The sequence below is a fragment of the Ruminococcus sp. genome (genome assembly GCF_019423705.1).
In the GTDB taxonomy this organism is placed as follows: Bacteria; Bacillota; Clostridia; order Oscillospirales; family Ruminococcaceae; genus Hominimerdicola.
Genome location: NZ_JAHZAX010000002.1, coordinates 260,337 through 284,164 on the forward strand (window position 1 = coordinate 260,337; position 23,828 = coordinate 284,164).

Consider the following 23,828-nt stretch of genomic DNA (forward strand, 5'->3'; position numbering starts at 1 on the left):
TTGGTAACAGGTATCCACGAAGAATGCGGCGTTTTCGGCATTTACACTAACCACACAAGCGATGTTGCGGCACAGACTTATGTTTCGCTCTATGCGCTACAGCACAGAGGACAGGAGAGCTGCGGCATTGTTGTAAACGACGACGGCGTGTTCAGCTATCATAAAGATGTCGGTCTTGTCAATCAAGTATTTGACAAGGAAACTCTCGGCAGGCTGGGCGAAGGCAATATCGCTATCGGTCACGTCAGATATTCCACAACAGGCAACTGCAACGCTTCAAACGCTCAGCCACTTGTTGTAAGGCATATCAAAGGACCTATGTCTATCGCCCACAATGGCAATCTCACCAATGCGAGAGAGCTGAGAGAACAGTTTGAAAACAAGGGTATGATATTCCACAGCACAAACGATACGGAAGTCATTTCCTATACTATCACCGAAGAGCGTCTCAGACAGCCGTCCATACAGGCAGCCGTCGAGAAGGCAATGTACAAGATCAAGGGCGCTTATTCCCTGCTGGTAATGTCACCGACAAAGCTTATCGCCGCAAGAGACCCCGACGGCTTCAGACCGCTGTGTCTCGGCAAGATAGACGACGGCTATGTGGTAGCTTCGGAGACCTGCGCTTTCGATAGTATCGGCGCTGAATATATCAGAGACTTAAAGCCGGGCGAGATAATCGTCATCGACAAAAACGGCCTCAACTCTATCACCACACATTGCGGCAAAAAAGGCACTATCTGCGTGTTCGAGTATGTTTATTTCGCAAGACCCGATTCTGTTATCGAGGGTTCAAGCGTGCATATGGCAAGGCTCAGAGCAGGCAAATATCTTTGGAGAGAGCACCCTGTTGACGCTGATATCGTAATAGGCGTACCAGATTCGGGACTTGACGCCGCACTTGGTTTTTCACAAGAGAGCGGAATCCCTTATGGTATCGGCTTTATAAAGAACAGATACATCGGAAGAACATTCATACAACCTAGTCAGACGGAGAGAACAAATTCCGTCAAGATAAAGCTCAACGCTATCTCAAGCACGGTCAAGGGCAAGAGGGTCGTTATGATAGACGACAGTATCGTCAGAGGCACAACTTCGGGACGTATCGTCAAGCTGCTTAGAGACGCAGGAGCAACAGAGGTACACGTTCGTATCTCATCACCTGCATTCATTGCCCCCTGCTATTTCGGAACGGATATCGACAGCAAGGAAAATCTTATCGCCTGCAAGATGTCCAACGAAGAGATATGCAAATTCATCGGCGCTGACAGCTTAGGCTATCTGAGCGTTGAAAGCGTAAAGAAGCTTGCGGGAAACTCTGATTGTGATTTCTGCGTGGGCTGCTTTACTGAAAAATATCCTATCGACGTACCGAAGGATATGCCAAAGGATAAATTTGAATCGAAGATCTCTGAAAAGAAATAATGACTGAGAGGATATAAATTATGAATACAAACAGTTTTTCAAACAGCTATAAGGAAGCAGGCGTTGACGTTACCGCAGGCTACAAGGCAGTTGAACTTATGAAGCAGCACGTTGCAAAGACGATGACAAGCGGCGTTCTCAGCGGTATCGGCGGCTTTGGCGGACTTTTTGAGCTTGATATGACAGGTATCACAAAGCCGGTTCTCGTTTCGGGCACAGACGGCGTTGGCACGAAGCTCAAGATCGCTTTCCTTATGGACAAGCACGACACAGTTGGTATCGACTGCGTTGCAATGTGTGTAAACGACATTATCTGCTGCGGCGCAAAGCCACAGTTCTTCCTTGATTATATCGCAGTTGGCAAGAACTATCCTGAGAAGATCGCTCAGATCGTTTCGGGCGTTGCAGAGGGCTGCGTGCAGTCAGGCTGCGCACTTATCGGCGGCGAAACTGCTGAAATGCCGGGCTTCTATCCTGTTGACGAGTATGACCTTGCAGGATTCTCTGTTGGCATTGTTGACAAGGACAAGATACTTGACCCTGCAACTCAGAAGGCTGGCGACGTTATGATCGCTATCAAGTCAAGCGGCGTTCACTCAAACGGATTCTCACTCGTTAGAAAGGTGTTCAATGTTGACGCAAAGACACTTTCCACTCATTATGACGAGCTTGGCAAGACACTTGGCGAGACACTTCTTACACCAACAAAGATCTATGTAAAGGCTGTTATGAGCCTGCTTGACGCTGTTAAGGTAAAGGCTATCTCACACATCACAGGCGGCGGCTTCTATGAGAATATCCCACGTTCACTTCCAAAGGGTCTTTCCGTTAAGATCGCAAGAAGCGACGTACAAGTTCTTCCTATTTTTGACGTTATTGCTAAGACAGGCAATATCCCTGAGAGAGATATGTTCAACACATTCAATATGGGCGTTGGTATGACGGTTGTTGTTGACAAGTCTGACGCTGATAAGGCTATCGAAGCTATCAAGGCGGCAGGCGAGGAAGCTTATGTCCTCGGCGAGCTTGTTGACTCCGATATGGGCGTTATCATCTGCTAAGGGTAAAGGAATATGAAAAAGATTTGCGTTCTTGTTTCGGGTGGCGGAACAAATTTGCAGGCGCTTATTGACGCTGAAAAAAGCGGCATTATAAAAAACGGCAAGATAACCTGCGTTATATCTTCAAAAGAGGGCGCTTATGCCCTTGAAAGAGCCCAAAACTCAGGCATTGACACCGTTGTTATCCCCAGAAAAGAATATGCCGACAACAAGTCTTACAGCGAGGCTATCCTTGCAGAGCTTAACAAGCAGCAGGCTGACCTTATCGTGCTGGCAGGATTTATGGTGATACTTGACGAATGCGTCACAAAGGCTTATCCGTACAGGATAATAAACGTTCACCCTGCCCTTATACCTTCATTCTGCGGCGAGGGCTTTTACGGACTGAAAGTTCACGAAAAGGCGCTTGAATACGGCGTGAAAGTTTCGGGAGCGACGATACATTTTGTCAACGAAGAGGCCGACGCAGGTGCGATAATCCTGCAAGGCGCTGTTGACGTTGCCAATGATGAAACGGCTGAGAGCCTGCAAAAGAAGATAATGGAAAACGTTGAATGGAAGCTTCTGCCGAAGGCTGTTTCCCTATTCTGCGAGGACAGGATAACCATTAAGGACGGCAAGGCTTACGTTGACCTTAAAGATTAAATGCTTATTATGGAGGAGAAAAATATGAAGACCCTTAATATTTATGACGAGCTTAAAAGCAACTCATATCCGGGCAGAGGTATCGTTATAGGCAAATCTGCTGACGGAAAGAGTGCTGTGACTGCTTATTTTATCATGGGCAGAAGCGTGAACTCAAGAAACAGAGTTTTCACAGAAACTGAGGACGGTATCAAGACTGAGGCCGCTGACCCTAGCAAGCTTTCCGACCCACACCTTATTATATACTCCCCTGTTCGTGTGCTGGGCAACAAGACTATCGTTACAAACGGCGATCAGACTGACACGATCTATGAACTTATGGACAAGCAGCAGACTTTTGAGCAGTCGCTGAGAACAAGAGAGTATGAGGACGACGCTCCGAATTACACACCTCGTATCTCTGGCATTATGCACGTTGAAAACGGCACTTATAACTATGCGATGAGCATATTAAAGTCCGCTGACGGCAACCCTGATTGCTGCGAGAGATTTACTTATTCCTACACAAACCCACTTGACGGCGTTGGCCACTTTATCCACACATATATGGGCGACAGCAATCCTCTGCCAAGCTTTGAGGGCGAGCCTAAGAAGGTGGAGATACCTAACGATATCGAAGAGTTCACGGGCAAGCTTTGGGAGGCTCTAAACGAGGACAACAAGGTATCGCTGTTTGTGAGATACATCGATATCGCAAGCGGCAAGGCTGTTTCTAAGGTTGTAAACAAATACAGCAAGTAAGCAAAGGATCATAGACAGGGAGTTTGAAAAATGGAGTTAGTTGCTCTAAGATGTCCCAAATGCAACGGTGAGCTTGAGGTCCACGAGGGACAAAAGCGGACGTTTTGCAAATACTGCGGCTCACAGATACTTCTTGATGACGGCAACAGGATAATCAACGTTATCGACGAGGCAAAACTCAAAGAAATAAAGCTCAACAAAGAGGTCTCAGACTTTGACAGAAAGCTCCAAAACGAAGAGGACAGGGGCAGATACAAGTCTGCATCACAAAGACAGGGCTGGATAATTCTTTCCATTGTTTTGCACGTTGTTTTTACACTGCTGTTCAGCGGTGCTGTTATGTATCAGTCGGTATTCGCCATAATTGCGGCAATATGCGTTTGGATAGGCTTTCCGATACTTTTGGCGGTGGTCAAGCCGAGAAACGCAGGAGGGCTGAGCAGAATAAAGACTGCGGTACTGTTTTACATAACGTTCACGGTGATTTTCTTCGCTGTGGGTAAAATTTACTTGAAGTATTTGAAATAGTCGGGGGGGAAGTAATTTGGAGCTTATCGCACTTAAATGCAAACACTGCGGCGGCGAGATAACCATTGAGGAGGATAAAAAGATCGTCTACTGCCCTTACTGCGGCACTCAGAACTACATTGATGACGGCACTAGAACTGTCAAGATAGTTGACGAGGCAAAGCTTGAAGAGGTAAGGCTGCGGCAGGAGGAGTTCCTTAAAAGAAAAGCCTCGGAGGAGGCACTCAACAGCGTAAGGGACAGAAAGCTAAAGCAGCGGAGGATATGGCGTATATTTATGTCGGTCGCCCACGCTGAACTTGTGATACCTGTTTTTATGCTTATGAAAAATCAAGACGAAACGCCAAGCATAAACCTTATTCTCTTTACACTGGGATATATGCTCATTGTACCGATAATACTGGGCGTTACAAGACCTACTATTCCGTCAAAAAAGTGGGACGTAAAAGAGAAAGGCAAAGGCAGGCTGATACTGCTTTTCTATATGTCATTTATTGCGGTGCTTATTGTGGCGGTAATGGCAGGAGTGGCATTATTTGCGATGGACTGACGCAAAGGGACTATTCATAAAAAATAACGGAGGTAAAAATTATGGCAAATGAAATGCTTTTAAAATACGGCTGCAACCCTAACCAGAAGCCGTCAAGAGTATTTATGGAGGAGGGCAAGGATCTTCCTATCGAGGTGCTCAACGGCAAGCCGGGTTACATCAATCTGCTTGACGCATTCAACGGCTGGCAGCTGGTAAGAGAGCTTAAAAAGGCAACTGGTATGTGTGCTGCGACTTCTTTCAAGCACGTTTCACCTGCCGGTGCTGCTATCGGCAAGCCTTTGAGCGACATTGAAAAGAAGATATATTTTGTTGACGATCTGGGCGAGCTCACTCCCCTTGCAAGTGCTTATGCAAGAGCAAGAGGCGCTGACAGAATGTCATCATACGGCGATTTCATTGCACTTTCTGACGAGTGCGACGCCTGCACAGCAAAGATGATCCAGAGAGAAGTTTCTGACGGTATCATCGCACCGGGCTACACAGATGAAGCTCTTGAGATACTCAAGTCAAAGAGAAAGGGCACATATAACATCATCAAGATCGACGAGAACTATGTTCCTGCGCCAATTGAGAGAAAGCAGGTATTCGGCGTAACTTTTGAGCAGGGACGCAACGAGCTCAAGATCGACAATGATATGCTGACAAACATCGTAACAGACAACAAGGAGATACCTGAGGACAAGAAAACTGATCTTGTTATCTCACTCATCACTTTGAAATACACACAGTCAAACAGCGTTTGCTATGTAAAGGACGGACAGGCTATCGGTATCGGAGCAGGTCAGCAGTCAAGAATACACTGCACAAGACTGGCAGGAAACAAGGCTGACATTTGGTGGCTGAGACAGCACCCAAAGGTTCTGGGACTTCAGTTCGTTGACAACATCAGACGTCCTGACAGAGACAACGCTATCGACGTTTATATTTCTGACGAGCACGACGACGTTCTTGCAGATGGCGTATGGCAGAACACATTCAAGGTAAAGCCGGAAGTTCTCACAGAGGCAGAAAAGAAGGAATGGCTTGCAAAGAACACAGACGTTTGTCTTGGTTCAGACGCATTCTTCCCATTCGGCGACAACATCGAGAGAGCTCACAAGAGCGGTGTTGCATACATTGCAGAGCCGGGCGGATCTATCAGAGATGATCACGTTATTATGACCTGCAACAAGTACAATATGGCAATGGCATTCACAGGCATAAGACTCTTCCACCATTGATTTAATTCGCATAAACTGTACTGCTTGGTGACTTTACACAGTAGCCCGAGGATAGGGTTGATAAGGAAAAGACGGTTGCATTGAGCTCTTAACTTTGGTGGGGAGCTTATGTGGTCACTAACTTTTCTGCATTACTTCCCTGCTATACGGATATTTGCATTTCACTTGGTATATGGCATTGCGTGATGTTGCTTTGCATATAGATATAACAAAACAATAAATGAAGGAGAAATTAGTATGAAAAAAATTCTTGCGTCGATTATGGCACTTTCTATGGTATTTGCAGTAACAGGCTGCTCTGAGAAGGAAGAAGATTCTTCAAACAAGGCTGTGGCTACCACAACTACAACAACAGCCGCTGCTGCTGAGGACGATACAACAACTACAACGACAACTGCTGCTGAGGCTGATTCTGTCGCTGATACTAAGACTGAGACAGAAGCTCCTGCTGACGATTCAACAGCTGATGAGGCTGAGGGTACATATGAGAACAACGTTTATGACAGCTCCCTCTACTCATTCACAATTGATTCTTCAAAGTGGGCAATAAGCGAGACTTCCGGCGTTGACTGTATGTTCACATACGCTGATTCCGCTGACGACGCTAACCTTGCTTCCGCTTCTATCAACGTTATCTCAATGTCTGACGAGCTTCTCAATGGTCTTACCGCTGCTGACTATGCAGATCAGATCAAGGCTACATATGACGCAATGGACGGTTACACAGTAACAAACGACAAGGAAGACAAGTTTGCAGGCAAGGACGCTTACATCGTTGACGTAACAGGCGAGATCGGTTCTGTAACAGTTTACCTAAATCAGATCATCGTTTCTGACAACGGCAACCTTATCGTTGTAACATACGGCGCAAACGATTCTGCTTATGACAAGCTTCAGGACGAGTTCAAAACTATCCTTGACAGTTTTGAGATCAAGTGATCGGACGATATTTAAAACAAATCAATACCGCACAGCTTTTTGTGCGGTATTGTTATAATAAGGCAATGCAAATAATTTTACAGGAGGTCTAACTATGGATATATTGGTTGTAGGCGGCGGCGGACGTGAACACGCTATCGTTATGAAGCTGGCTGAATCGCCAAGAGTTGACAAGCTTTACTGCACACCGGGAAACGGCGGTATCTCACGATATGCTGAGTGCTTTGACGTTGCGGCTACTGATATCGAGGGCGTTGTTGCGCTGGCAAAGAAGCTCAAGGTTGATATGGTGGCAGTTGCGCCGGACGATCCGCTGGTACTGGGAATGGTGGACGCTTTGCAGGCTGAGGGCTTCAAGACTTTCGGTCCTAAAAAGAATGCAGCTATCATCGAGGGTTCAAAGGTCTTTTCAAAGGATCTTATGAAGAAATACAACGTACCTACTGCAAAATACGAAGTTTTCACAAACAGCGAGGAAGCTATCAAGTATGTCAAGGAGCAGAACACATACCCTGCTGTTATTAAGGCTGACGGACTTGCTTTGGGCAAGGGAGTAATTCTTGCAGAAAGTGAAAAGGAAGCTGTTGAAGCTATCCACTCTATGATCGACGACAAGCAGTTCGGCGAAAGCAGTTCAACTATCGTTGTTGAGGAATACCTCACAGGCCCTGAGGTTTCTGTACTTTCATTTACAGACGGCAAGACAGTCGTTCCGATGATCTCGTCAATGGATCACAAGAGAGCGCTTGACGGCGACAAGGGTCTTAACACAGGCGGAATGGGCACAGTCGCTCCAAACCCATATTACACAGAGGACATTGCAAAGGAATGTATGGAAAAGATTTTCCTGCCGACTATCAACGCAATGAACGCTGAGGGCAGAACATTTGAGGGCTGTCTCTATTTCGGACTTATGCTCACGCCAAATGGTCCTAAGGTCATCGAATACAACTGTCGTTTTGGCGATCCTGAGACGCAGGTAGTGCTTCCAATGCTTGAGGGCGATCTCTGCGAGATATTTGAAGCTATCTACGATCATAAGCTTGCTGACGTAAAGATCGGCTGGAAGTCGGGCTACTGCACCTGCGTTGTGATGGCAAGCGGCGGATATCCTGTCAAGTACAAGAAGGGTATCGAAATGAGCGGTATGGACGACAAGGGACAGGTAGACGGTGCGTTTATTTATCACGCAGGAACAAAGTACGAGAACGGCAAGTTCTACACAAACGGCGGACGTGTTCTCGGCGTTACCTGCAATGCGTTCACTCTCCAGGGTGCTTTGGACAAGTCATACGAGGCTGTTTCAAAGATCAAGTTCGAGGGAGAGCATTACAGAAAGGATATCGGACAGAGAGCGCTGAAAGCTATCCCGAGCGATCCTCTTGATCTTGAATACAAGCAGGATATGGAAGATTACATTGAGGAAAACGGCGTTTATCTGAGACAGTAAATTTCCAATAATGCACAATGTTGAAGTGGGGCGTCGGGGGCGCCATCCAAGGGGACGTCGAGGACGCCATCCAAGGGGACGTCGAGGACGCCGTCCCCTACATTACAAATAGGTTTATAACACAAAAGCGGACGAATTTGTTTTCGTCCGCTTTTTATATGCAAAATTGATTCAATTACTGCCCTTCTTTTGCCGAGCCGATATGTGTGTCGATGATGTTGTTTATACATTTATAAAGGTAGGGCTTGAAAGTCTCAAGCTCAACAGGCTCGCTGTAAAGTATGGCAGAATAGCAGGTGGAGCTTACCAACTCGACGATCATAAATATCATGATCTCGGGCTGCTCAATATTATAAGGTGCGTCCTCCAGCATTGCGTCATAGATGTTTCTAAAGTCGATATCGTCCTTGATAGGCGTTGTGAGGGCGTGCTTGAAAACGCCCCAGCTTAGATTTTTCGCAATGAATGTCAGCAGCGATTTGTTTTCGTTGAGCTGATTTATGATATTATCGACAATGAACACGATACGCTCATTGAACGTGAATTTCTTATCGCTTGCGCTGAGTGCCTCGATAGCGTTTTGAAAAAGCTGGGAAGATTTGTGTGAGACCAGCTTGTTGCGGATATCGTACTTGTCCTTGAAATAGAGATAGAACGTTCCCTTTGCCACGCCTGCATTGTTTACAATGTCAGAGATCGAGGTCTTGCTCACGCCCTTGGTAGTAAAAAGACTGAAAGCCGTGTTAAGCAGAGAGTCTTCTTTTACCTTCTTATTGGTATCAAGCTTGCCCATTTTCAACACGTCCTTTCAAAATCGACTGCCTTTATTTTTCCCATTATTTATAGTGTTTAGGCAGTTAAACTTACTAGTTATAATTATAATACATAATACCTGTAAAGTCAACTAAAAAAAATGACTAATAGTCAGTAGTGACCGTTGGTCATTTTGTGCAATTCTACAAAATGATTGACCAATGGTCATTTTACTATTGACTGTTGGTCAGTTTTGTAGTATACTTTCAGATAGTGAAAGACTTTAAGGTAATTTTAAAGCATAGCTTAAAGTCTAATTTATGTGAAGGGAATGACTTTTGATGCAGAAATTTGGCAGAGGGGTTGTAAAACTCCGTATACCGATACTCATAGTCAGCATCGTGCTTCTCGTTCCGGCAATATTCGGATTTTTGAACACGAGAATAAACTATGATATCCTTTCTTATCTTCCGTCAGATATCGAGACGATGAAAGGCCAAGACATTATGCTGGATGATTTCGGCAAGGGCGGTTTTTCTCTCGTAATGCTGGAGGGTATGGACGATAAGGACGTTGAGAAGGTAAAGGAAAAGATCGAGAACGTTGACCACGTTTGCGACGTGCTTTGGTACGATTCACTTGCAGACGTTTCACTTCCAAAGGAAGTTCTTCCGGACGATATCTACGACTTCTTCAACACCGATAATTCCACAATGATGGCTGTTTTCTTCGATGAAGCAACATCAGCCGACGGTTCACTTGACGCCGTTGTTCAGATCAGAAAGATCGCAGGCGAGCAATGCTTCGTAAGCGGTATGTCCTCAGTCGTTGAGGATATCAAGGACTTGACAATGCAGGAAGCTCCGATATACGTTGTTATCGCAGTTATCCTCACAAGTATAATCCTTGCGCTTACAATGGACTCTTTCCTTATCCCAGTATTCTTTATGCTCAGTGTTGGTATGGCGATCATATACAATATGGGCACCAACTTCATACAAGGCGAGATATCCTTTATCACAGAAGCCCTTGCGGCGGTGCTCCAGCTGGCGGTAACGATTGACTATTCCATCTTCTTGTGGCACAGCTATAAGGAACAAAAAGAGCTTCACCCAGATGATAAGAAAGAAGCGATGGCTATTGCGATCAGCAAGACCATCAGCTCAGTCGTATCAAGCTCCATAACAACAGTTGCAGGCTTCCTTGCACTTTGCTTTATGACTTATAGGCTCGGTATGGATATGGGTATCGTAATGGCAAAGGGCGTTGTTATCGGCGTTATCTGCTGTATCACAGTCCTCCCTTCAATGATACTTGTATTCGACAAAGCGCTTGAAAAGACAATGCACAAGGATCTCGTCCCTAGTCTTGAAAAGCCTGCAAAGTTCATCATCAAGCACCACGTTGCATTTATCATCGCATTCATCGTTGTCCTTATCCCAGCGGTTTACGGACAGATCAATACTAACGTTTATTACAACCTGACAGACACTCTTCCAAAGGAGCTCAACAGCGTTATCGCTAACAGCAAGCTCGATGAAGAGTATCATATGGCGACAACACATATGCTTCTCGTTGACGCTGATATGAAGCCAAAGGAAGTCAACTCAATGCTCAAGGAAATGGGCGATGTTGACGGCGTAAGCTTCTCACTTGCACTCGACACTCTTATCGGACCGTCTATCCCACAGGAAGCTGTTCCGGAATCAGTAACGAGCATACTCAAGAGCGAGAATTGGCAGCTTATGCTGGTGGGTTCTGAATACAAGGTGGCTTCCGATGAGGAAAACGCTCAGATCGACGAGCTCAGCAAGATACTTAAATCCTATGACAAGAACGGAATGCTTATCGGTGAGGCTGCAGCAACGAAGGACCTTATCGACATCACAGACCACGATTTTAAGGTAGTAAACATTGTTTCCATCGCAGCTATCTTCATCATCATTCTGATAGCTCTCCGATCGATCTCACTGCCTATCATTCTTGTGGCAGTCATCGAATTTGCTATCACAGTAAATATGGCGTTCCCTTGCTTCACCAATACGACGATACCGTTTATCGCCTCGGTAGTTATCGGAACGATTCAGCTGGGTGCAACTGTTGACTACGCTATCCTTATGACAACAAGATATAAGATCGAACGTAACGCAGGCAAGGATAAGCATGAAGCTGTTTCAATAGCACTCAGCACTTCAATGAAGTCTATTATGGTCAGCGCTCTTGGCTTCTTCGCTTCAACATTCGGCGTTGGCGTTTACTCAAGCGTAGATATGATCTCACAGCTCTGCACACTGATGTCAAGAGGTGCGATCGTAAGTATGATAACAGTTATCTGCATACTTCCTTCAATGCTTATGCTCTTTGACAAGGTCATCATCAACACAACTATGGGTATGAAAAAGAAAGAGGATAAGCTTTATAAGCTTCCCGAAATCCACTAACTGAAAAGGAGATCTTACATATGAAAAAGTATTCAAGAGTTCTTGCAGGCGTTCTCGCCGTACTTCTCTCAGCAGGCTGCACAGGTCTTTACGCTTTCGCACAGTCGGACAGCAGCACAGACAGCAAGACTTCAACAACTTCAACAGATAAAAAGGACACAGATACAAAAGACAAGAAAACTTCTTCAAAGTCTGACAGCGATGAGGAAAAGCAGGCTAAGGACGAGACAGTTTACGTTGTGACCGACGCTTCTGGCAACAAGACAAAGACTATCGTTTCCAACTGGCTGAAAAATCCTGATGGTGTAAAGAAGCTCGCCGATATTTCCGAGCTTACTGATATCGAGAACGTCAAGACAGACGAGGGCTTCTCTGCTAACGGCACCAACCTCACTTGGGACACAGAGGGCGGCGACATTTACTACAAGGGCTACACCGACAAGGAGCTTCCTGTTGACATCAAGGTAACATACACTCTTGACGGCAAGGAAATGACGCCGGATCAGCTGGCTGGCAAGAGCGGTAAACTCACAGTAAGATATGATTATACAAACAATGCAAAGAAAACCGTAAAGATCGGCAAGAAGGACACAGAGATCTTCGTTCCTTACCTTATGGCTACAACGGCTATCCTCGACACAGACGTTTATTCAAACGTTGAGGTAACAAATGGTAAGCTTATCTCTGACGGCAGCAGACAAATTCTTATCGGCGTTGCTCTTCCGGGTCTCACAAAGAGTCTTGATCTTGAGGACAACGAGGATATCGAGATACCTGAGTATGTTGAATACACAGCTGACGTTAAGGATTTCGAGGCAACAACAGCCCTCACAGTCGCAACATCTGATATCTTCTCAAAGCTTAGTCTTGACGATATCGAGAACGCTGACGAACTTGAAGAAAAGCTTGACGAGCTTGCAGATGCAACTGACGAACTTGTAGACGGCACAGCAGAGCTTTACGCCGGTATCAAGAAGCTTTCTGATTCTTCCGGAACGCTTATCACAGGTATCGACAAGCTTTACTCGGGCGCTAAGAGCCTCGACGACGGCGCTAAGACGCTTAACAGCGGTGCTGCACAGCTCCGTGACGGCGCTAAGACGCTTGATTCTTCAACAGGCGAACTTCAGAGAGGTATCTCCACAGCTCACAGCGGTTCGACTGCCCTGCTCGGCGGCTTCAATCAGGTAAACAGCGGTATGTCAACCCTCAAAAACGGTACTTCCGCACTTTCAAGTGGACTTTCATCAGCTTCAAGCGGTGCAAAGCAGGTAAACGCAGGCGCAGCTTCCCTTGCAGCAGGCACAGGCAAGCTTGTTACAGGAGTTGGCGATCTTCAGAAGGGTTCTTCCGCACTTGCAGCAGGCACACAGTCCACATATGACGGCTCAACAGCCCTCAAGACTGGTATCACACAGCTCAACGCAGGTATCAATCAGCTTTCCGAAGGCGTTAAAGACCTCCCTGCAAGCGTTCAGCTTCTCGAGGACGGCGTAAACGGAATAAGCGGTGCGCTTTCACAGTCTATCGCATACGATCAGCAGGTACTTGCAGGACTTCAGCAGCTTCTTGCTCACTATGAAGAGGGCTCGGCTGAATACACAAGCATTAGCAATATGATCGCAGCCCTTAGCGGTTCTATCCAGTATCAGCAGGGTGCGGCTGACGGCGCAGCACAGGTAAGCGGCGGCCTCGGCACGATGAAGGAAGGCGCAACAACCCTCAAAGGCGGCGTTGCACAGCTTTCAGCCGGTATGACTGGCACAGACAAGCAGACAGGTCTTGTTGACGGTATCGACAGCCTTAACAAGGGCCTCAAGAGCGTAAACGACGGCGCTGCTTCACTTAACGCTGGTATCGACACACTTGCTAAGTCCAGCAAGGAGCTCAACAACGGTGCGGCTTCACTTTCAAAGGGCACAAAGGATCTCTCCGCAGGCGTAAGCTCAGCACAGGCAGGCGCAAGTCAGCTTGACAAGGGCGTTGACACACTCAACAGCGGTGTATCACAGCTTTCAAACGGCGCAAAGAGCCTTGACAGCGGTCTTGGTAAGCTTGACAGCGGCAGCAAGCAGCTCAAGGCTGGTACAGCAACACTTTACTCCTCACTTGTTGAGCTTGCACAGGGCACAACAACACTTTCAAGCGGCAGCGCAGAGCTGTTTAGCGGTGTTGGTCAGCTCAAGGACGGCAGCACACAGCTCGTTGACGGCGTTAAGAAGCTGGAAGACGGCGCTAAGACATTGAAGGACGGTATGGCAAAGTACAAAGAAGAAGGCATTGGCAAGCTTCTTGACATATACAACGATGACCTCAAGGGTCTTATCGACAGACTTGACGCACTCAAGTCCGCAGCAGATGAGTCAACAAACTTCTCTGGCGTTGCAGACGGCGTTGAGAGCTCAGTTAAGTACATTTACGAGACTGAGGCTATTAAAAAAGCTGACGAGTAATTTTTACTTCCCACACATAGTGAAAGCCCCCGAATGCGCAATGCTTCGGGGGCTTTTGCTATCCTCTTATAATTTCAGCGCACAAAAAAAGACGCCCTTAAATGGACGTCTTTTCAATTTATGCAAGTAATTACTTAGCCTTAACAGCGTCTCTTGCCTTTGCGATGATGTTCTCAGCGCAGAGACCGTATTCTTTGAGAAGGTCAACGGCTGGGCCCGAATGACCGAACTCATCGTTCACGCCGATCTTAACAAGCTTTGCAGGATACTTCTCAGCAAGAACGTCAGCAACAGCAGAGCCAAGTCCGCCAATAACACTGTGCTCTTCAACTGTGAGGAGAAGCTTTGTGTTCTTTGCAGCTTCAACGATGATGTCCTCGTCGATAGGCTTAATAGTGTGGATATTGATAACAGTTGCCTCGATACCCTCAGCGGCAAGCGCCTTTGCGGCCTCGACAGCTTCGTAAACCATAAGACCTGTTGCAACGATAGCGATGTCCTTGCCGTCACGGAGCTTAACGCCCTTGCCAAGCTCGAACTTGTATGTCTCAGGGTCGTTAAAGATAGGAGCGGCAAGTCTGCCGAAACGCATATAAACAGGGCCATTGTGGAGGATAGCTGCCTCAACGGCTGCCTTTGCTTCAACATCGTCAGCAGGGTTTATTACCACCATGCCCGGGATAGTTCTCATAAGAGCGATATCCTCGTTGCATTGATGTGTTGCGCCGTCCTCGCCGACGGAAATGCCTGCGTGTGTTGCGCCGATCTTAACGTTGAGGTGAGGATAACCGATAGAGTTTCTCACCTGCTCAAATGCTCTGCCAGCGGCGAACATTGCAAATGTTGACGCAAATGGTATCTTGCCTGTTGCAGCCATACCAGCGGCAACGCCCATCATATTTGACTCTGCGATACCGCAGTCAAAAAATCTATCAGGAAACTTCTTCTTGAATATACCGGTTTTTGTTGCCGCAGCAAGGTCAGCGTCAAAAACATAAAGGTTCTCGTACTTATCACCAAGCTCTGCCAAGGCCTCGCCGTAGCTTTCTCTTGTAGCTTTTTTCTTCAATTCTGCCATTGCTTAACCCTCCAGACTTTTAAGCTGTTCGTTTATTTCTGCCACAGCCTGCTCATACTGCTCCTTATTAGGTGCAGAACCGTGCCAAGACACGTTGTTTTCCATAAATGAAACGCCCTTGCCCTTGATACTCTTCATTACGATAACGCAAGGCTGACCGCAGACTGTTTCTGCTTCGTCAAATGCTTTCTCGAGAGAATCGAAATCGTGAGCGTCGGCTGTTATAACGTGCCAGCCGAATGCTGCGAACTTGTCAACGATCGGATATGGTGACATTACGTCTTCGATCTTGCCGTCAATCTGAAGTCCGTTGTTATCAACAACAGCAACGAGGTTGTCAAGCTTATAATGAGCGGCGAACATAGCAGCCTCCCATACCTGACCCTCTTCGATCTCACCGTCGCCAAGGATAGTGTATACCTTGTATGTGTCGCTTGTGAGCTTGCCGGAGAGCGCCATACCGCAGGCAACTGAAATGCCCTGTCCAAGTGAACCAGATGACATATCAACACCAGGGATTGTAATGCAAGGGTGACCCTGGAGCATTGCGCCGATGTGTCTCAGTGACTTGAGCTCTTCCTTAGGGAAAAAGCCTTTCTCGGCAAGTGTTGCATAAAGCGCTGGGGCTGTGTGACCCTTTGAGAGCACAAGTCTGTCTCTCTGCGGCTCTTCGGGCTTGTCGGGATAAACGTTCATCTTTGCAAAATAAAGATAAGTCATAAGGTCGGCGATAGAAAGCGAGCCGCCTGGGTGACCGGATCTTGCATTGAACACTCCCTCAAGGATTCCGAGACGAACCTTGCAGGCTGTGATCTCAAGCTGTTTTTTCAATGTTTCGTCCATACTGTTTGACCTCCAAATATAATTATTTCTTCAATTCTTCGTATATGTGATCTATTACCGCCGCAATAAAGTCCTCTTCGCAAGACTGCTCAAAGACGATATCAGCGACTTTCTTGACATCTTCTGCCGCATTTGACGGGCAAACTGCCACGTCAGCCGCCTGCAAAAGCTCAATATCATTATTATAATCTCCAGCCGCAACAAAGGTATACCCTTCCATATGGCAGGCTTTTCTCAGTTCATCAAGAGCCGTGCCCTTTGAAATGTTCTGGGGAAGTATCTCGTAATACTCAATGCTGGAACGGACAAAATCAACGCCTGTGTAGCCCTTTTTCTCAACATAGCTTATAAGCTCGTACATACGCTCAGGCTCAACGGCAAAAAGCACCTTATACCAGTTCTTGTCTGGAATATCGTCCACGCCGCAGATAACAGGTATCAGCTGACATATCTCGTTGTGGCGCCTCTCCATTGGCGTCATATTAGGCACATAGACCTCGTTGACGGTCAGCACCTCGCAGCCAACATATGGGTTATCGTGAAGAATCTCCTTGACGACTTCCCTCACCGACTGAGGCAGAAAAACGTCATATATCTGCTCTTTTTTGTATATGTCATAGACCATTCCGCCGTTTGACATTATTATGGGGCAATTGACTTTCACCATATCGAAATAAGGTCTTGCCGCCTGTATCGCTCTTCCTGTGGCGATAGAAAATCTGCCGCCGTCTGCCTCGAAACGCTGAACAGCGTCAAGGCATTTTTTAGTAGGTATCTTACTTGCAGGCAGGAATGTTCCGTCCATATCCGTTACAAGCACTACCTTGGATATATCTTCAAACATAATATCTCTCCCTGTATAATGGGCGAATTAGCGCCCTAAATGTTTCCTCTGAGCTTTTTAAGCACTGCCTGAAAATAATCGGGCAGTTCGCTGTCAAATTCCATATATTCGCCGCTTTTCGGGTGGATAAAGCCTATCTTCTTTGCGTGAAGGCATTGACCTTCCAGCCCTTTGACAGCCTTTCCGTAAACGTCATCGCCATAGACCGGGTGGCCGATATACGCCGAATGTACTCTTATCTGATGAGTTCTGCCTGTTTCAAGCTTGAACTTCACCAGCGAATACTGTCCCAGCTCTTCGAGAACTTCATAATGTGTAACAGCGTGCTTTGAATTAAGCTCGGTCACGCACATTTTTTTGCGGTCATACTTGCTCCTGCCGATAGGTGCGTCAACTGTGCCCGTGTGGGTTTTGAGACGTCCGCCTGTCAGCACCGCCTCATACTCTCTTGTAAAGCTATGCTCTTTTATCTGAGCCGCCAAGAAATTATGTGCGCTGTCGGTCTTGGCAACTATTAGCAGGCCGCTGGTATTCTTGTCTATCCTATGGACGATACCCGGTCGGATAACGCCGTTTATTGACGAAAGTCTGCCCTTGCAATGATAAAGCAGAGCATTCACAAGGGTTCCGTCGGGATTGCCTGCGGCAGGGTGGACGACCATACCTTTTGGTTTGTTCACCACAAGCAGCTCACTGTCCTCATAAACTATCTCAACAGGGATATCCTGCGGTTTAACATCAAGCTCAACAGGGTCGGGAATTATCATCGTGACGCTGTCGCCCTCACGGAGCTTATAATTCTTCGCAACGCTCTTGCCCAAGACAGTCACGCCGCCGTCCTCGATAAGCTTTTGAACAGCAGACCGTGTAAGCCCTGTTTCCTGCGCCGACAAAAATCTGTCGATACGCTCGCCGACCTGCGCCTCTTCAACTATCAGATCAAGCCTGTTCATCTGCACCACTTTCCGCCTTTTGCTTCTTGTCCTTATGAGCCTTATTATCGTCCATAAAGCAGAAGCAAAGCACAAAGAGTATTCCGCCGATAACGATACAGATATCCGCAAAGTTGAAAATAGGGAAATTTATGGGTTCAAACTTGATATAGTCAACGACTTCTTTAAGCCTTATCCTGTCGATAAGATTACCGATACCGCCTGCAAGCACCATTGCGAGAGAGATCATCTCAAGCTTTGAGCCCTTGCGTATCTTGTACATATAGACGATCGCCGCAATGCACACTATTATCGGCAGGCCGACGAGAAACCAGGTCTTGCCCGACATCATACTCCAAGCAGCACCGCTGTTTCTGATATGCGTAAGGCTGAAAACCTTGAAGCTGCCGAACTTTATCACCTCAAGTGGCTGGCCGTTCAGCGGAAGCTTATCCACCACCGCCAGCTTTATGAGCTGATCCGCAGCCACAAGAGCCGCCATTATCAAAAGTGAAATTACAAACATACTTTTCTCCAAACCTTGAAAAGGCTCTGCGTTTGAACAGAGCCTATGGTTTTAGTTATTCTTTCCGAATTTAAGATCAGACGGTGCTGTCTTTGGGATAACAGGGTCAAATGAACCTGTGTTGAGCACCTTTTCAACGTGCTCCTTCTCAGCCTGTGCAGCTTCGTCAGTCTCCTCTGCGGCAACCTCTTCGATAGCTTCCTCAGTCTGCTCGGCTGTTTCTTCCTCGGCATAATCTTCCTGAGCTGCGTCAAGCTCCTCCTCAGATACTGTCGGGATCTCCATAATAAGTCTGATCTGCTTATTGTAAAGCTCAGTCAGATTAGCCTTGAAGTATGTTACCTCAGCCTTGAGATTTTCATACTTTGCAAGCTCGTCGTCATAAGCGGCTCTTACTTCGTTTATCTTCTTTTCTGTGATCTCGGTATTTGTCTTGATGAGCTCTGCGCACTTTTCTTTGTGCTCCTTAACGATCCTCTCGCACTCGGAAGCGCTCTGCTCAGCAAGTCTTACCTGCTCGGTCTTTGCAGACTCGATCATATCGTGAGCCAGTGTTTTAGCCTCTGTGAGTATCTTATTGGCTTCCTTCTGGGCAACGATGAGCGCCTGCTGGATAGCCTCTTCGTCCTCTCTGTACTCGTTGATCTTCTCGACCAGCTTGATTATCTTGGCCTCAGTTTCCTGATTAGCCTTAACGACCTCAGCATAATCTGCTGCGACCTGTGAAAGATACTCGTTTACATCGTCCTTACTGTAACCATTCTTTTCTGTCTCAAAGGTCTTGCCCTTGATACTGTTTGGACTCAACATAATAGAACCTCCTGATTTTTACACAAATTTCTGCAATGTTATATGTATTCTGTCCTTTTTAGTAACGCCGTCAACGGACACAAGCTTGAACTTGCCGTGACCTCTCACCGAGAACACGCAGCCCTCTTCAAGAAGCGCTTTCGGCGCATTTTTCAAAAAGTGATCTATCTCTATTCCTGTATTCTTAATAAGCTGTGCGGACTTTTCTCTTGAAGCCCTTATAGCAAGGCTCAGCACGCAGTCGGCTCTTAATGAAGCCACCGTGCCGCCTATCTCCTGCATTTTCACCTGCGGCGTGAAGCCTTCTTCAAAGCCTTCCTGCGCCTTAACGCCTATCCTGCCGATCTTACTGATCAGCATCACGTCGTCGACAACGCTGTCACGGACAAATACAACAGTCTGCCCTTCGTTCACAAGTATATCGCCCACGCTGTCACGAGTTATCCTCTGTCCCATAAGCGACCCTAAAAAGTCCCTATGAGTAAGCTTATCGCCGTTTCTGTATGTAAATGTTACGGCTTTAAGTGGGAAATCTTCTCTTGCAGGCTGGGCATAATCGGAATAAACGCAGACCATTTTCCGCTGCGCATTTTCATAACCGCCCCACAACTCATAGTTTTCATATTTCATCGAGGACATAAGTTTCTCGCAAAGCAGACATTGCCTTTCGTCAAGAAAAGCTGAAAACCTTGAAAAATACCTATCCTGTGCGCTCCTCGCCCAATCGCTGAGCTTATCGAGCAGCACCTTGTCCTCATTGCTCAGATCGGGTAGAAAATGATATTTGCCCTCTGCCATACCTTAGAAGCTGTAACCGTTGTTCTCAAGCTCGCTCATAAGGTCAACGCCGCTGAAGCCAACGTTTCTTGGCATAATGGCAAAAGTTTTCTGCGCCATCATCTTGATATCTGCGCCGTTTGCATAAGCAACGCCTGAGATAAAGTCGAGGATTCTCTTAGCGTCCTCGCTCTTAACTGTTTCGAGGTTGAGCAAAACTGTCTTGCCCTCGTTTATATCACCGCCGATAGACTTGACCTCAGAAAAATCGTTTGGTCTTGCAAGAACTATCTGCAAAGTAGTTGTCTGTTCCATTCTCATTGGACGTGGAGCCTCATAGCCTGCTGTCTTAGGCTTTTCGCTGTATTCAGCCTTGCTCTCATATGTTGGCTGCTGATACATATTATCCTCCTGCTCAAGTTCGTCCTCGCCAACGAACAAATTTTTAAAACCCTGTAAAACGCCCATTTTTAACCCTCCAAATAATTTCTAGCTCCGAAAAGCTTTGTTCCGATTCTCACCAAAGTTGAGCCGTGCTTGATAGCCATCTCATAGTCGCCCGACATCCCCATTGAAAGTATATCCATAGAAACGTTCGGGATAGATCTTTCCTTTACACGCAGAAAGATCCCGTGCATTTTGTCGAAAACGTCCTCACCAGAGCCAACAGGCGGTATCGCCATAAGACCCTTTACCGAAATGTTCGGCAGTTCGGCGGCCTGTCTCACAAGCTCCTCCGCCATATCGGCAGGAACGCCGCTCTTTGTGGCTTCATCACCGATATTTATTTCGATAAGGACATTCATCACCTTATTGTTCTTAGCCGCCAGCCTGTTTATCTCCTGCGCAAGCTTGAGATCATCCACCGACTGGATCAGCGTTACGTCATTTATTATATATTTCACCTTGTTGGTCTGCAAGTGCCCGATAAACTGCACCTCTGCGCTTTTATCGTAAAAGTCCTTCTTAGAAAGATACTCCTGCACTCTGTTCTCACCAAGGAGCGTAAAGCCCTGTTTAACGGCAAAATTGACCTTTTCGGGCGAAACGGTCTTTGTGACCGCCATTGCCTTTATGATCTCGTCGCTTTTGCGCCATTTTGCCTTAGCGTTCTCTATATTATAACATATCTCTTTACAGTTTTCAAGAACCTCGGGGAAATAATTATCCTGAGCTGACATCTTTGCTGTCTGATTTGCTTCGCTGCACATCTTCATCTGAAACCACCTCTAACAAAATTTGATCGTAAAGCAGCAGGTAATCCTCATCTGAGGTATTCTTCGAGAGCACATAATCATCGCCCTCATAGATAACGTCGATCTTCTTGAATGTTATATCCTTGCCGAGGATAACGTAAACGCCCTTTTGGTCGCCCTGAAAGCGGATTGCGCTTCTTGGCACTTTAAGTCCCTGATACTCGTCGAAAATAAGCTCTGCCGACTGCACTCTTGATTCCACCAGCGCTTCGTCAAGTCTGTCGCAGCTAAGGGTCACAACGATCTTATCCTCATCGTCCTCGCAAGGCTTGACTGAATCCACCTGAACGTCGTAAACGTTTTTGGTGGTGCTCAGCGTCATTTGCAGCCACGAACCCTCGGTTATTCTCTTATCATTGTCAAAAACGCCAACGATCTTGCAGGAATAATCCGTGAACATCTTTCCGACTGCATTGTCAACACTCTTTGCAGGGTTGTCAATTATATCCTGTATCTGCTTTTCGGTAAGATCGGCTGCGTTCTCCGTGGTGAGCTCGCTCTCATAGCCATCAGCATAGGAAACGAAATAGCCCGTTTCATCGGCGGTTATCTTCTTGCTCGAATCGGCGGTCTGGCTTTCAAGATCGTTCACCTTCTGTTGGAGCTCGTTTATCTTGTCATCATAGCTCTGCTCAGTTTTTGTGACGATATTATAAATATTCATCACCAGGGACAAGTCCTCTCTGACCTTTGCAAAGTCGGAGAAATTATCCTGTACCGAATAAGCCAGCAGCTCTTTATACTCGCCGTCGATCTTGCTCTTGATAGTCTCCGGCTGGACGTAATTTGTCGTGCCGGGGTTTTGTGCTCGCTCAAGGGCGTTTATCTCCTCTTCGAGCAGCTTTATCTTGTTCTTTGCCGTGACGGCGCCCTCAGAGGAATAAACTGTGGCGATAGTGTTGCCGACAGATATCTTGCTGCCGTCGGAATAGGTATAGTCAAGGACACCGCCGCCGTCATATGTGATGACTTTTTCGTCTCTGACGATAACGCCTTGGAAAGGTATATCCTCATTTATAGTGGTGAGGACAGCCTCTTCGGTATCGTGACGGTCGGTGAGATTATAATATATCTGACTGCCGATAGTGGTAAGAATGAGTACGGAAAGCAGACCGGTAAGGATCTTAACGGTCAATGAATTCATACTTTTCTACCTCTTATGCCTCAGAACTGCCTGCTGCGTCAAGGATATTGATATACTTTGAAGGCACGATAGTTGAGATTGCGTGCTTATAAACAACGTTCTGCTTGCCCTCGCAGTCAAGAACTACAACATAGCTGTCAAAGCCCTTAACGATACCCTTGAACTGATAGCCGTTCATAAGGATAAATGTTGAAGTTATCTTGTCCTTTCTGATCTGATTGAGAACAACGTCCTGAAGATTAAGATTCTTATTCATAAAAAAACACTCCTAAATAGTTTTCGAGCAATAATTTGCACTTTAATGGCGGAATTTCCGCCACGTCATATATGCTCAACTTATATTATATCACATAATTTCGGATTTGGCTATAATATTTTGAATATTTTCGATAATTTTTTTCAAATTATCAAATTTGTCCGTTTCCACCCACTTAATTCCGTCAACTCTTCTAAACCAAGTGAGCTGTCTTTTGGCATAATGGCGGCTTTCCTGCTTTATTTTGTCGAGACAGTCCCCAAGCTCTGCCCTGCCCTCAAAGTAAGGCACAAGTTCTTTATAGCCTATCGCTTGATATGCCGTTGCAGGGGTGAAGCTTTCATAAAACTGTCTGCATTCCTCGATAAGGCCGTTTTCCACCATTATATCCACACGGCGGTTAATGCGGTCGTAAATGAACTGCCTGTCAGAAGCCGTCAGACCGATCATACAGGCGTTATAAGGCGATTGTTCACGGCGGCTGTTTATCTTGTGCTGAGAAAGCGGCACGCCTGTGGTCTCAAAGACCTCCAGCCCTCTTATAACTCGGGGCAGATTATTTTCGTGGACTTTTTCGGCTGTGGCAGGGTCAACTTCTTTGAGCCTTAGCCAAAGTTCGTGATTGCCTATCTCTTTCGCTTCGGCTTCAAGGCGCTTTCGCACGCTGCCGTCCGTTTCGGTGTCGTCAAAGATTATATTATCCACCAGCGAACTTATATAAAGCCCCGTCCCGCCGCAGACGATAGGCAGCTTTCCACGGCTGTGTATATCCCGTATACGCTCTCCAGCAAGCTTCACATAATCAGCCACGGAAAAAGACTTATCGGGTTCAAGAAAGTCAACAAGATAATGTGGCACGCCCTGCATTTCCTCTTTAGTGGGCTTTGCCGTTGCGATACTCAGACCTTTATAGATCTGCATTGAGTCCGCCGAGATCACTTCGCCGTCATAAATTTTCGCAAGCTCCACCGCTGTGGCAGTTTTTCCGCTGGCGGTCGGCCCTGCAATGACCAGCAGGGGTATCTTCTTGTCCGTAAGTCTCACCTCCGTTACATTTTAAGGCAACACCGCACAAGGATTGTGCGTAAGATGCGCAGCCAGATTTTTCGTCAGATTGTATAGAAATTTTGCAGGCATACTGTCGTATGTCAAG

24 protein-coding genes are annotated in these 23,828 nt (G+C 46.6%); 11 read left to right on the forward strand and 13 right to left on the reverse strand.

Translation table 11 applies throughout. The features are described 5' to 3' along the window. The 9 genes from purF (at position 1) to purD (ending at position 8,562) form a co-directional block, all read left to right on the forward strand. Positions 1–1,425 (forward strand): amidophosphoribosyltransferase, encoded by a 1,425-nt coding sequence (gene purF, locus QZ371_RS02835; RefSeq protein ID WP_295209100.1) that lies wholly within the window; start codon positions 1–3, stop codon positions 1,423–1,425. A 20-nt stretch (positions 1,426–1,445) separates the two neighbouring features. Next, entirely contained in the window at positions 1,446–2,486 is a 1,041-nt protein-coding gene (gene purM / locus QZ371_RS02840; RefSeq protein ID WP_295209103.1) for a phosphoribosylformylglycinamidine cyclo-ligase, read from the forward strand. 12 nt (positions 2,487–2,498) lie between these two features. Beyond that, positions 2,499–3,131, forward strand: coding sequence for a phosphoribosylglycinamide formyltransferase (gene purN, locus QZ371_RS02845; protein WP_295209106.1), 633 nt, complete (start codon positions 2,499–2,501; stop codon positions 3,129–3,131). A 24-nt stretch (positions 3,132–3,155) separates the two neighbouring features. Next, positions 3,156–3,872: an IMP cyclohydrolase gene (locus tag QZ371_RS02850; protein ID WP_295209114.1), complete on the forward strand. Its 717-nt coding sequence runs from the start codon at positions 3,156–3,158 to the stop codon at positions 3,870–3,872. A 30-nt stretch (positions 3,873–3,902) separates the two neighbouring features. Continuing rightward, a complete protein-coding gene (locus QZ371_RS02855; RefSeq protein WP_295209117.1) occupies positions 3,903–4,400 on the forward strand; it encodes a hypothetical protein in 498 nt (165 codons plus the stop codon). A gap of 16 nt (positions 4,401–4,416) precedes the next feature. Beyond that, on the forward strand, positions 4,417–4,950 hold the full coding sequence (locus tag QZ371_RS02860) for a hypothetical protein (RefSeq protein WP_117876437.1): 534 nt from the start codon (positions 4,417–4,419) through the stop codon (positions 4,948–4,950). Between the two features lie 41 nt (positions 4,951–4,991). Next, on the forward strand, positions 4,992–6,173 hold the full coding sequence (locus QZ371_RS02865; RefSeq protein ID WP_295209122.1) for a phosphoribosylaminoimidazolecarboxamide formyltransferase: 1,182 nt from the start codon (positions 4,992–4,994) through the stop codon (positions 6,171–6,173). Between the two features lie 237 nt (positions 6,174–6,410). Further along, positions 6,411–7,112: a PsbP-related protein gene (locus QZ371_RS02870; protein ID WP_295209125.1), complete on the forward strand. Its 702-nt coding sequence runs from the start codon at positions 6,411–6,413 to the stop codon at positions 7,110–7,112. 94 nt (positions 7,113–7,206) lie between these two features. Continuing rightward, positions 7,207–8,562, forward strand: a complete 1,356-nt coding sequence (purD, locus tag QZ371_RS02875) for a phosphoribosylamine--glycine ligase (protein WP_295209127.1) — start codon at positions 7,207–7,209, stop codon at positions 8,560–8,562. Between the two features lie 175 nt (positions 8,563–8,737). Here purD and QZ371_RS02880 read toward each other — a convergent pair whose 3' ends face one another. After that, the gene (locus QZ371_RS02880; protein WP_295209130.1) at positions 8,738–9,355 is read right to left on the reverse strand and encodes a TetR/AcrR family transcriptional regulator; all 618 of its coding nucleotides are present in this window, start codon (positions 9,353–9,355) and stop codon (positions 8,738–8,740) included. Between the two features lie 301 nt (positions 9,356–9,656). Here QZ371_RS02880 and QZ371_RS02885 point away from each other — a divergent pair, with 301 nt between their 5' ends. Both QZ371_RS02885 and QZ371_RS02890 read left to right on the forward strand, forming a co-directional pair. Further along, a complete protein-coding gene (locus QZ371_RS02885) occupies positions 9,657–11,756 on the forward strand; it encodes an MMPL family transporter (RefSeq protein ID WP_295209174.1) in 2,100 nt (699 codons plus the stop codon). 20 nt (positions 11,757–11,776) lie between these two features. Continuing rightward, positions 11,777–14,209, forward strand: a complete 2,433-nt coding sequence (locus QZ371_RS02890; protein ID WP_295209131.1) for a hypothetical protein — start codon at positions 11,777–11,779, stop codon at positions 14,207–14,209. Positions 14,210–14,339: 130 nt separating this feature from the next. Here QZ371_RS02890 and QZ371_RS02895 read toward each other — a convergent pair whose 3' ends face one another. The 12 genes from QZ371_RS02895 to miaA form a co-directional block, all read right to left on the reverse strand. Beyond that, the gene (locus QZ371_RS02895; protein ID WP_295209132.1) at positions 14,340–15,287 is read right to left on the reverse strand and encodes a transketolase family protein; all 948 of its coding nucleotides are present in this window, start codon (positions 15,285–15,287) and stop codon (positions 14,340–14,342) included. A 3-nt stretch (positions 15,288–15,290) separates the two neighbouring features. Further along, on the reverse strand, positions 15,291–16,130 hold the full coding sequence (locus tag QZ371_RS02900) for a transketolase (RefSeq protein WP_295209134.1): 840 nt from the start codon (positions 16,128–16,130) through the stop codon (positions 15,291–15,293). Positions 16,131–16,152: 22 nt separating this feature from the next. Further along, the gene (locus QZ371_RS02905; RefSeq protein WP_295209137.1) at positions 16,153–16,974 is read right to left on the reverse strand and encodes a Cof-type HAD-IIB family hydrolase; all 822 of its coding nucleotides are present in this window, start codon (positions 16,972–16,974) and stop codon (positions 16,153–16,155) included. 35 nt (positions 16,975–17,009) lie between these two features. Next, entirely contained in the window at positions 17,010–17,927 is a 918-nt protein-coding gene (locus QZ371_RS02910; RefSeq protein WP_295209140.1) for an RluA family pseudouridine synthase, read from the reverse strand. Next, a complete protein-coding gene (gene lspA / locus QZ371_RS02915) occupies positions 17,914–18,432 on the reverse strand; it encodes a signal peptidase II (protein WP_295209141.1) in 519 nt (172 codons plus the stop codon). Before lspA ends, QZ371_RS02910 begins: the two co-directional genes overlap by 14 nt. Positions 18,433–18,483: 51 nt before the next feature. After that, the gene (locus QZ371_RS02920; RefSeq protein WP_295209143.1) at positions 18,484–19,242 is read right to left on the reverse strand and encodes a DivIVA domain-containing protein; all 759 of its coding nucleotides are present in this window, start codon (positions 19,240–19,242) and stop codon (positions 18,484–18,486) included. A gap of 18 nt (positions 19,243–19,260) precedes the next feature. Continuing rightward, entirely contained in the window at positions 19,261–20,040 is a 780-nt protein-coding gene (locus QZ371_RS02925; protein ID WP_295209146.1) for a YlmH/Sll1252 family protein, read from the reverse strand. Between the two features lie 3 nt (positions 20,041–20,043). Then, entirely contained in the window at positions 20,044–20,487 is a 444-nt protein-coding gene (locus QZ371_RS02930) for a cell division protein SepF (protein ID WP_295209149.1), read from the reverse strand. A gap of 2 nt (positions 20,488–20,489) precedes the next feature. Then, complete coding sequence (locus QZ371_RS02935; RefSeq protein WP_295209152.1) at positions 20,490–21,236, reverse strand: YggS family pyridoxal phosphate-dependent enzyme; 747 nt, start codon at positions 21,234–21,236, stop codon at positions 20,490–20,492. Next, positions 21,184–22,419, reverse strand: a complete 1,236-nt coding sequence (locus QZ371_RS02940) for an HlyD family efflux transporter periplasmic adaptor subunit (RefSeq protein ID WP_295209155.1) — start codon at positions 22,417–22,419, stop codon at positions 21,184–21,186. Before QZ371_RS02940 ends, QZ371_RS02935 begins: the two co-directional genes overlap by 53 nt. Before the next feature lie 13 nt (positions 22,420–22,432). Next, positions 22,433–22,675: an RNA chaperone Hfq gene (gene hfq, locus QZ371_RS02945; RefSeq protein ID WP_295209157.1), complete on the reverse strand. Its 243-nt coding sequence runs from the start codon at positions 22,673–22,675 to the stop codon at positions 22,433–22,435. Positions 22,676–22,765: 90 nt separating this feature from the next. Next, on the reverse strand, positions 22,766–23,719 hold the full coding sequence (miaA, locus tag QZ371_RS02950; RefSeq protein ID WP_295209160.1) for a tRNA (adenosine(37)-N6)-dimethylallyltransferase MiaA: 954 nt from the start codon (positions 23,717–23,719) through the stop codon (positions 22,766–22,768). Positions 23,720–23,828 lie beyond the last annotated feature (109 nt).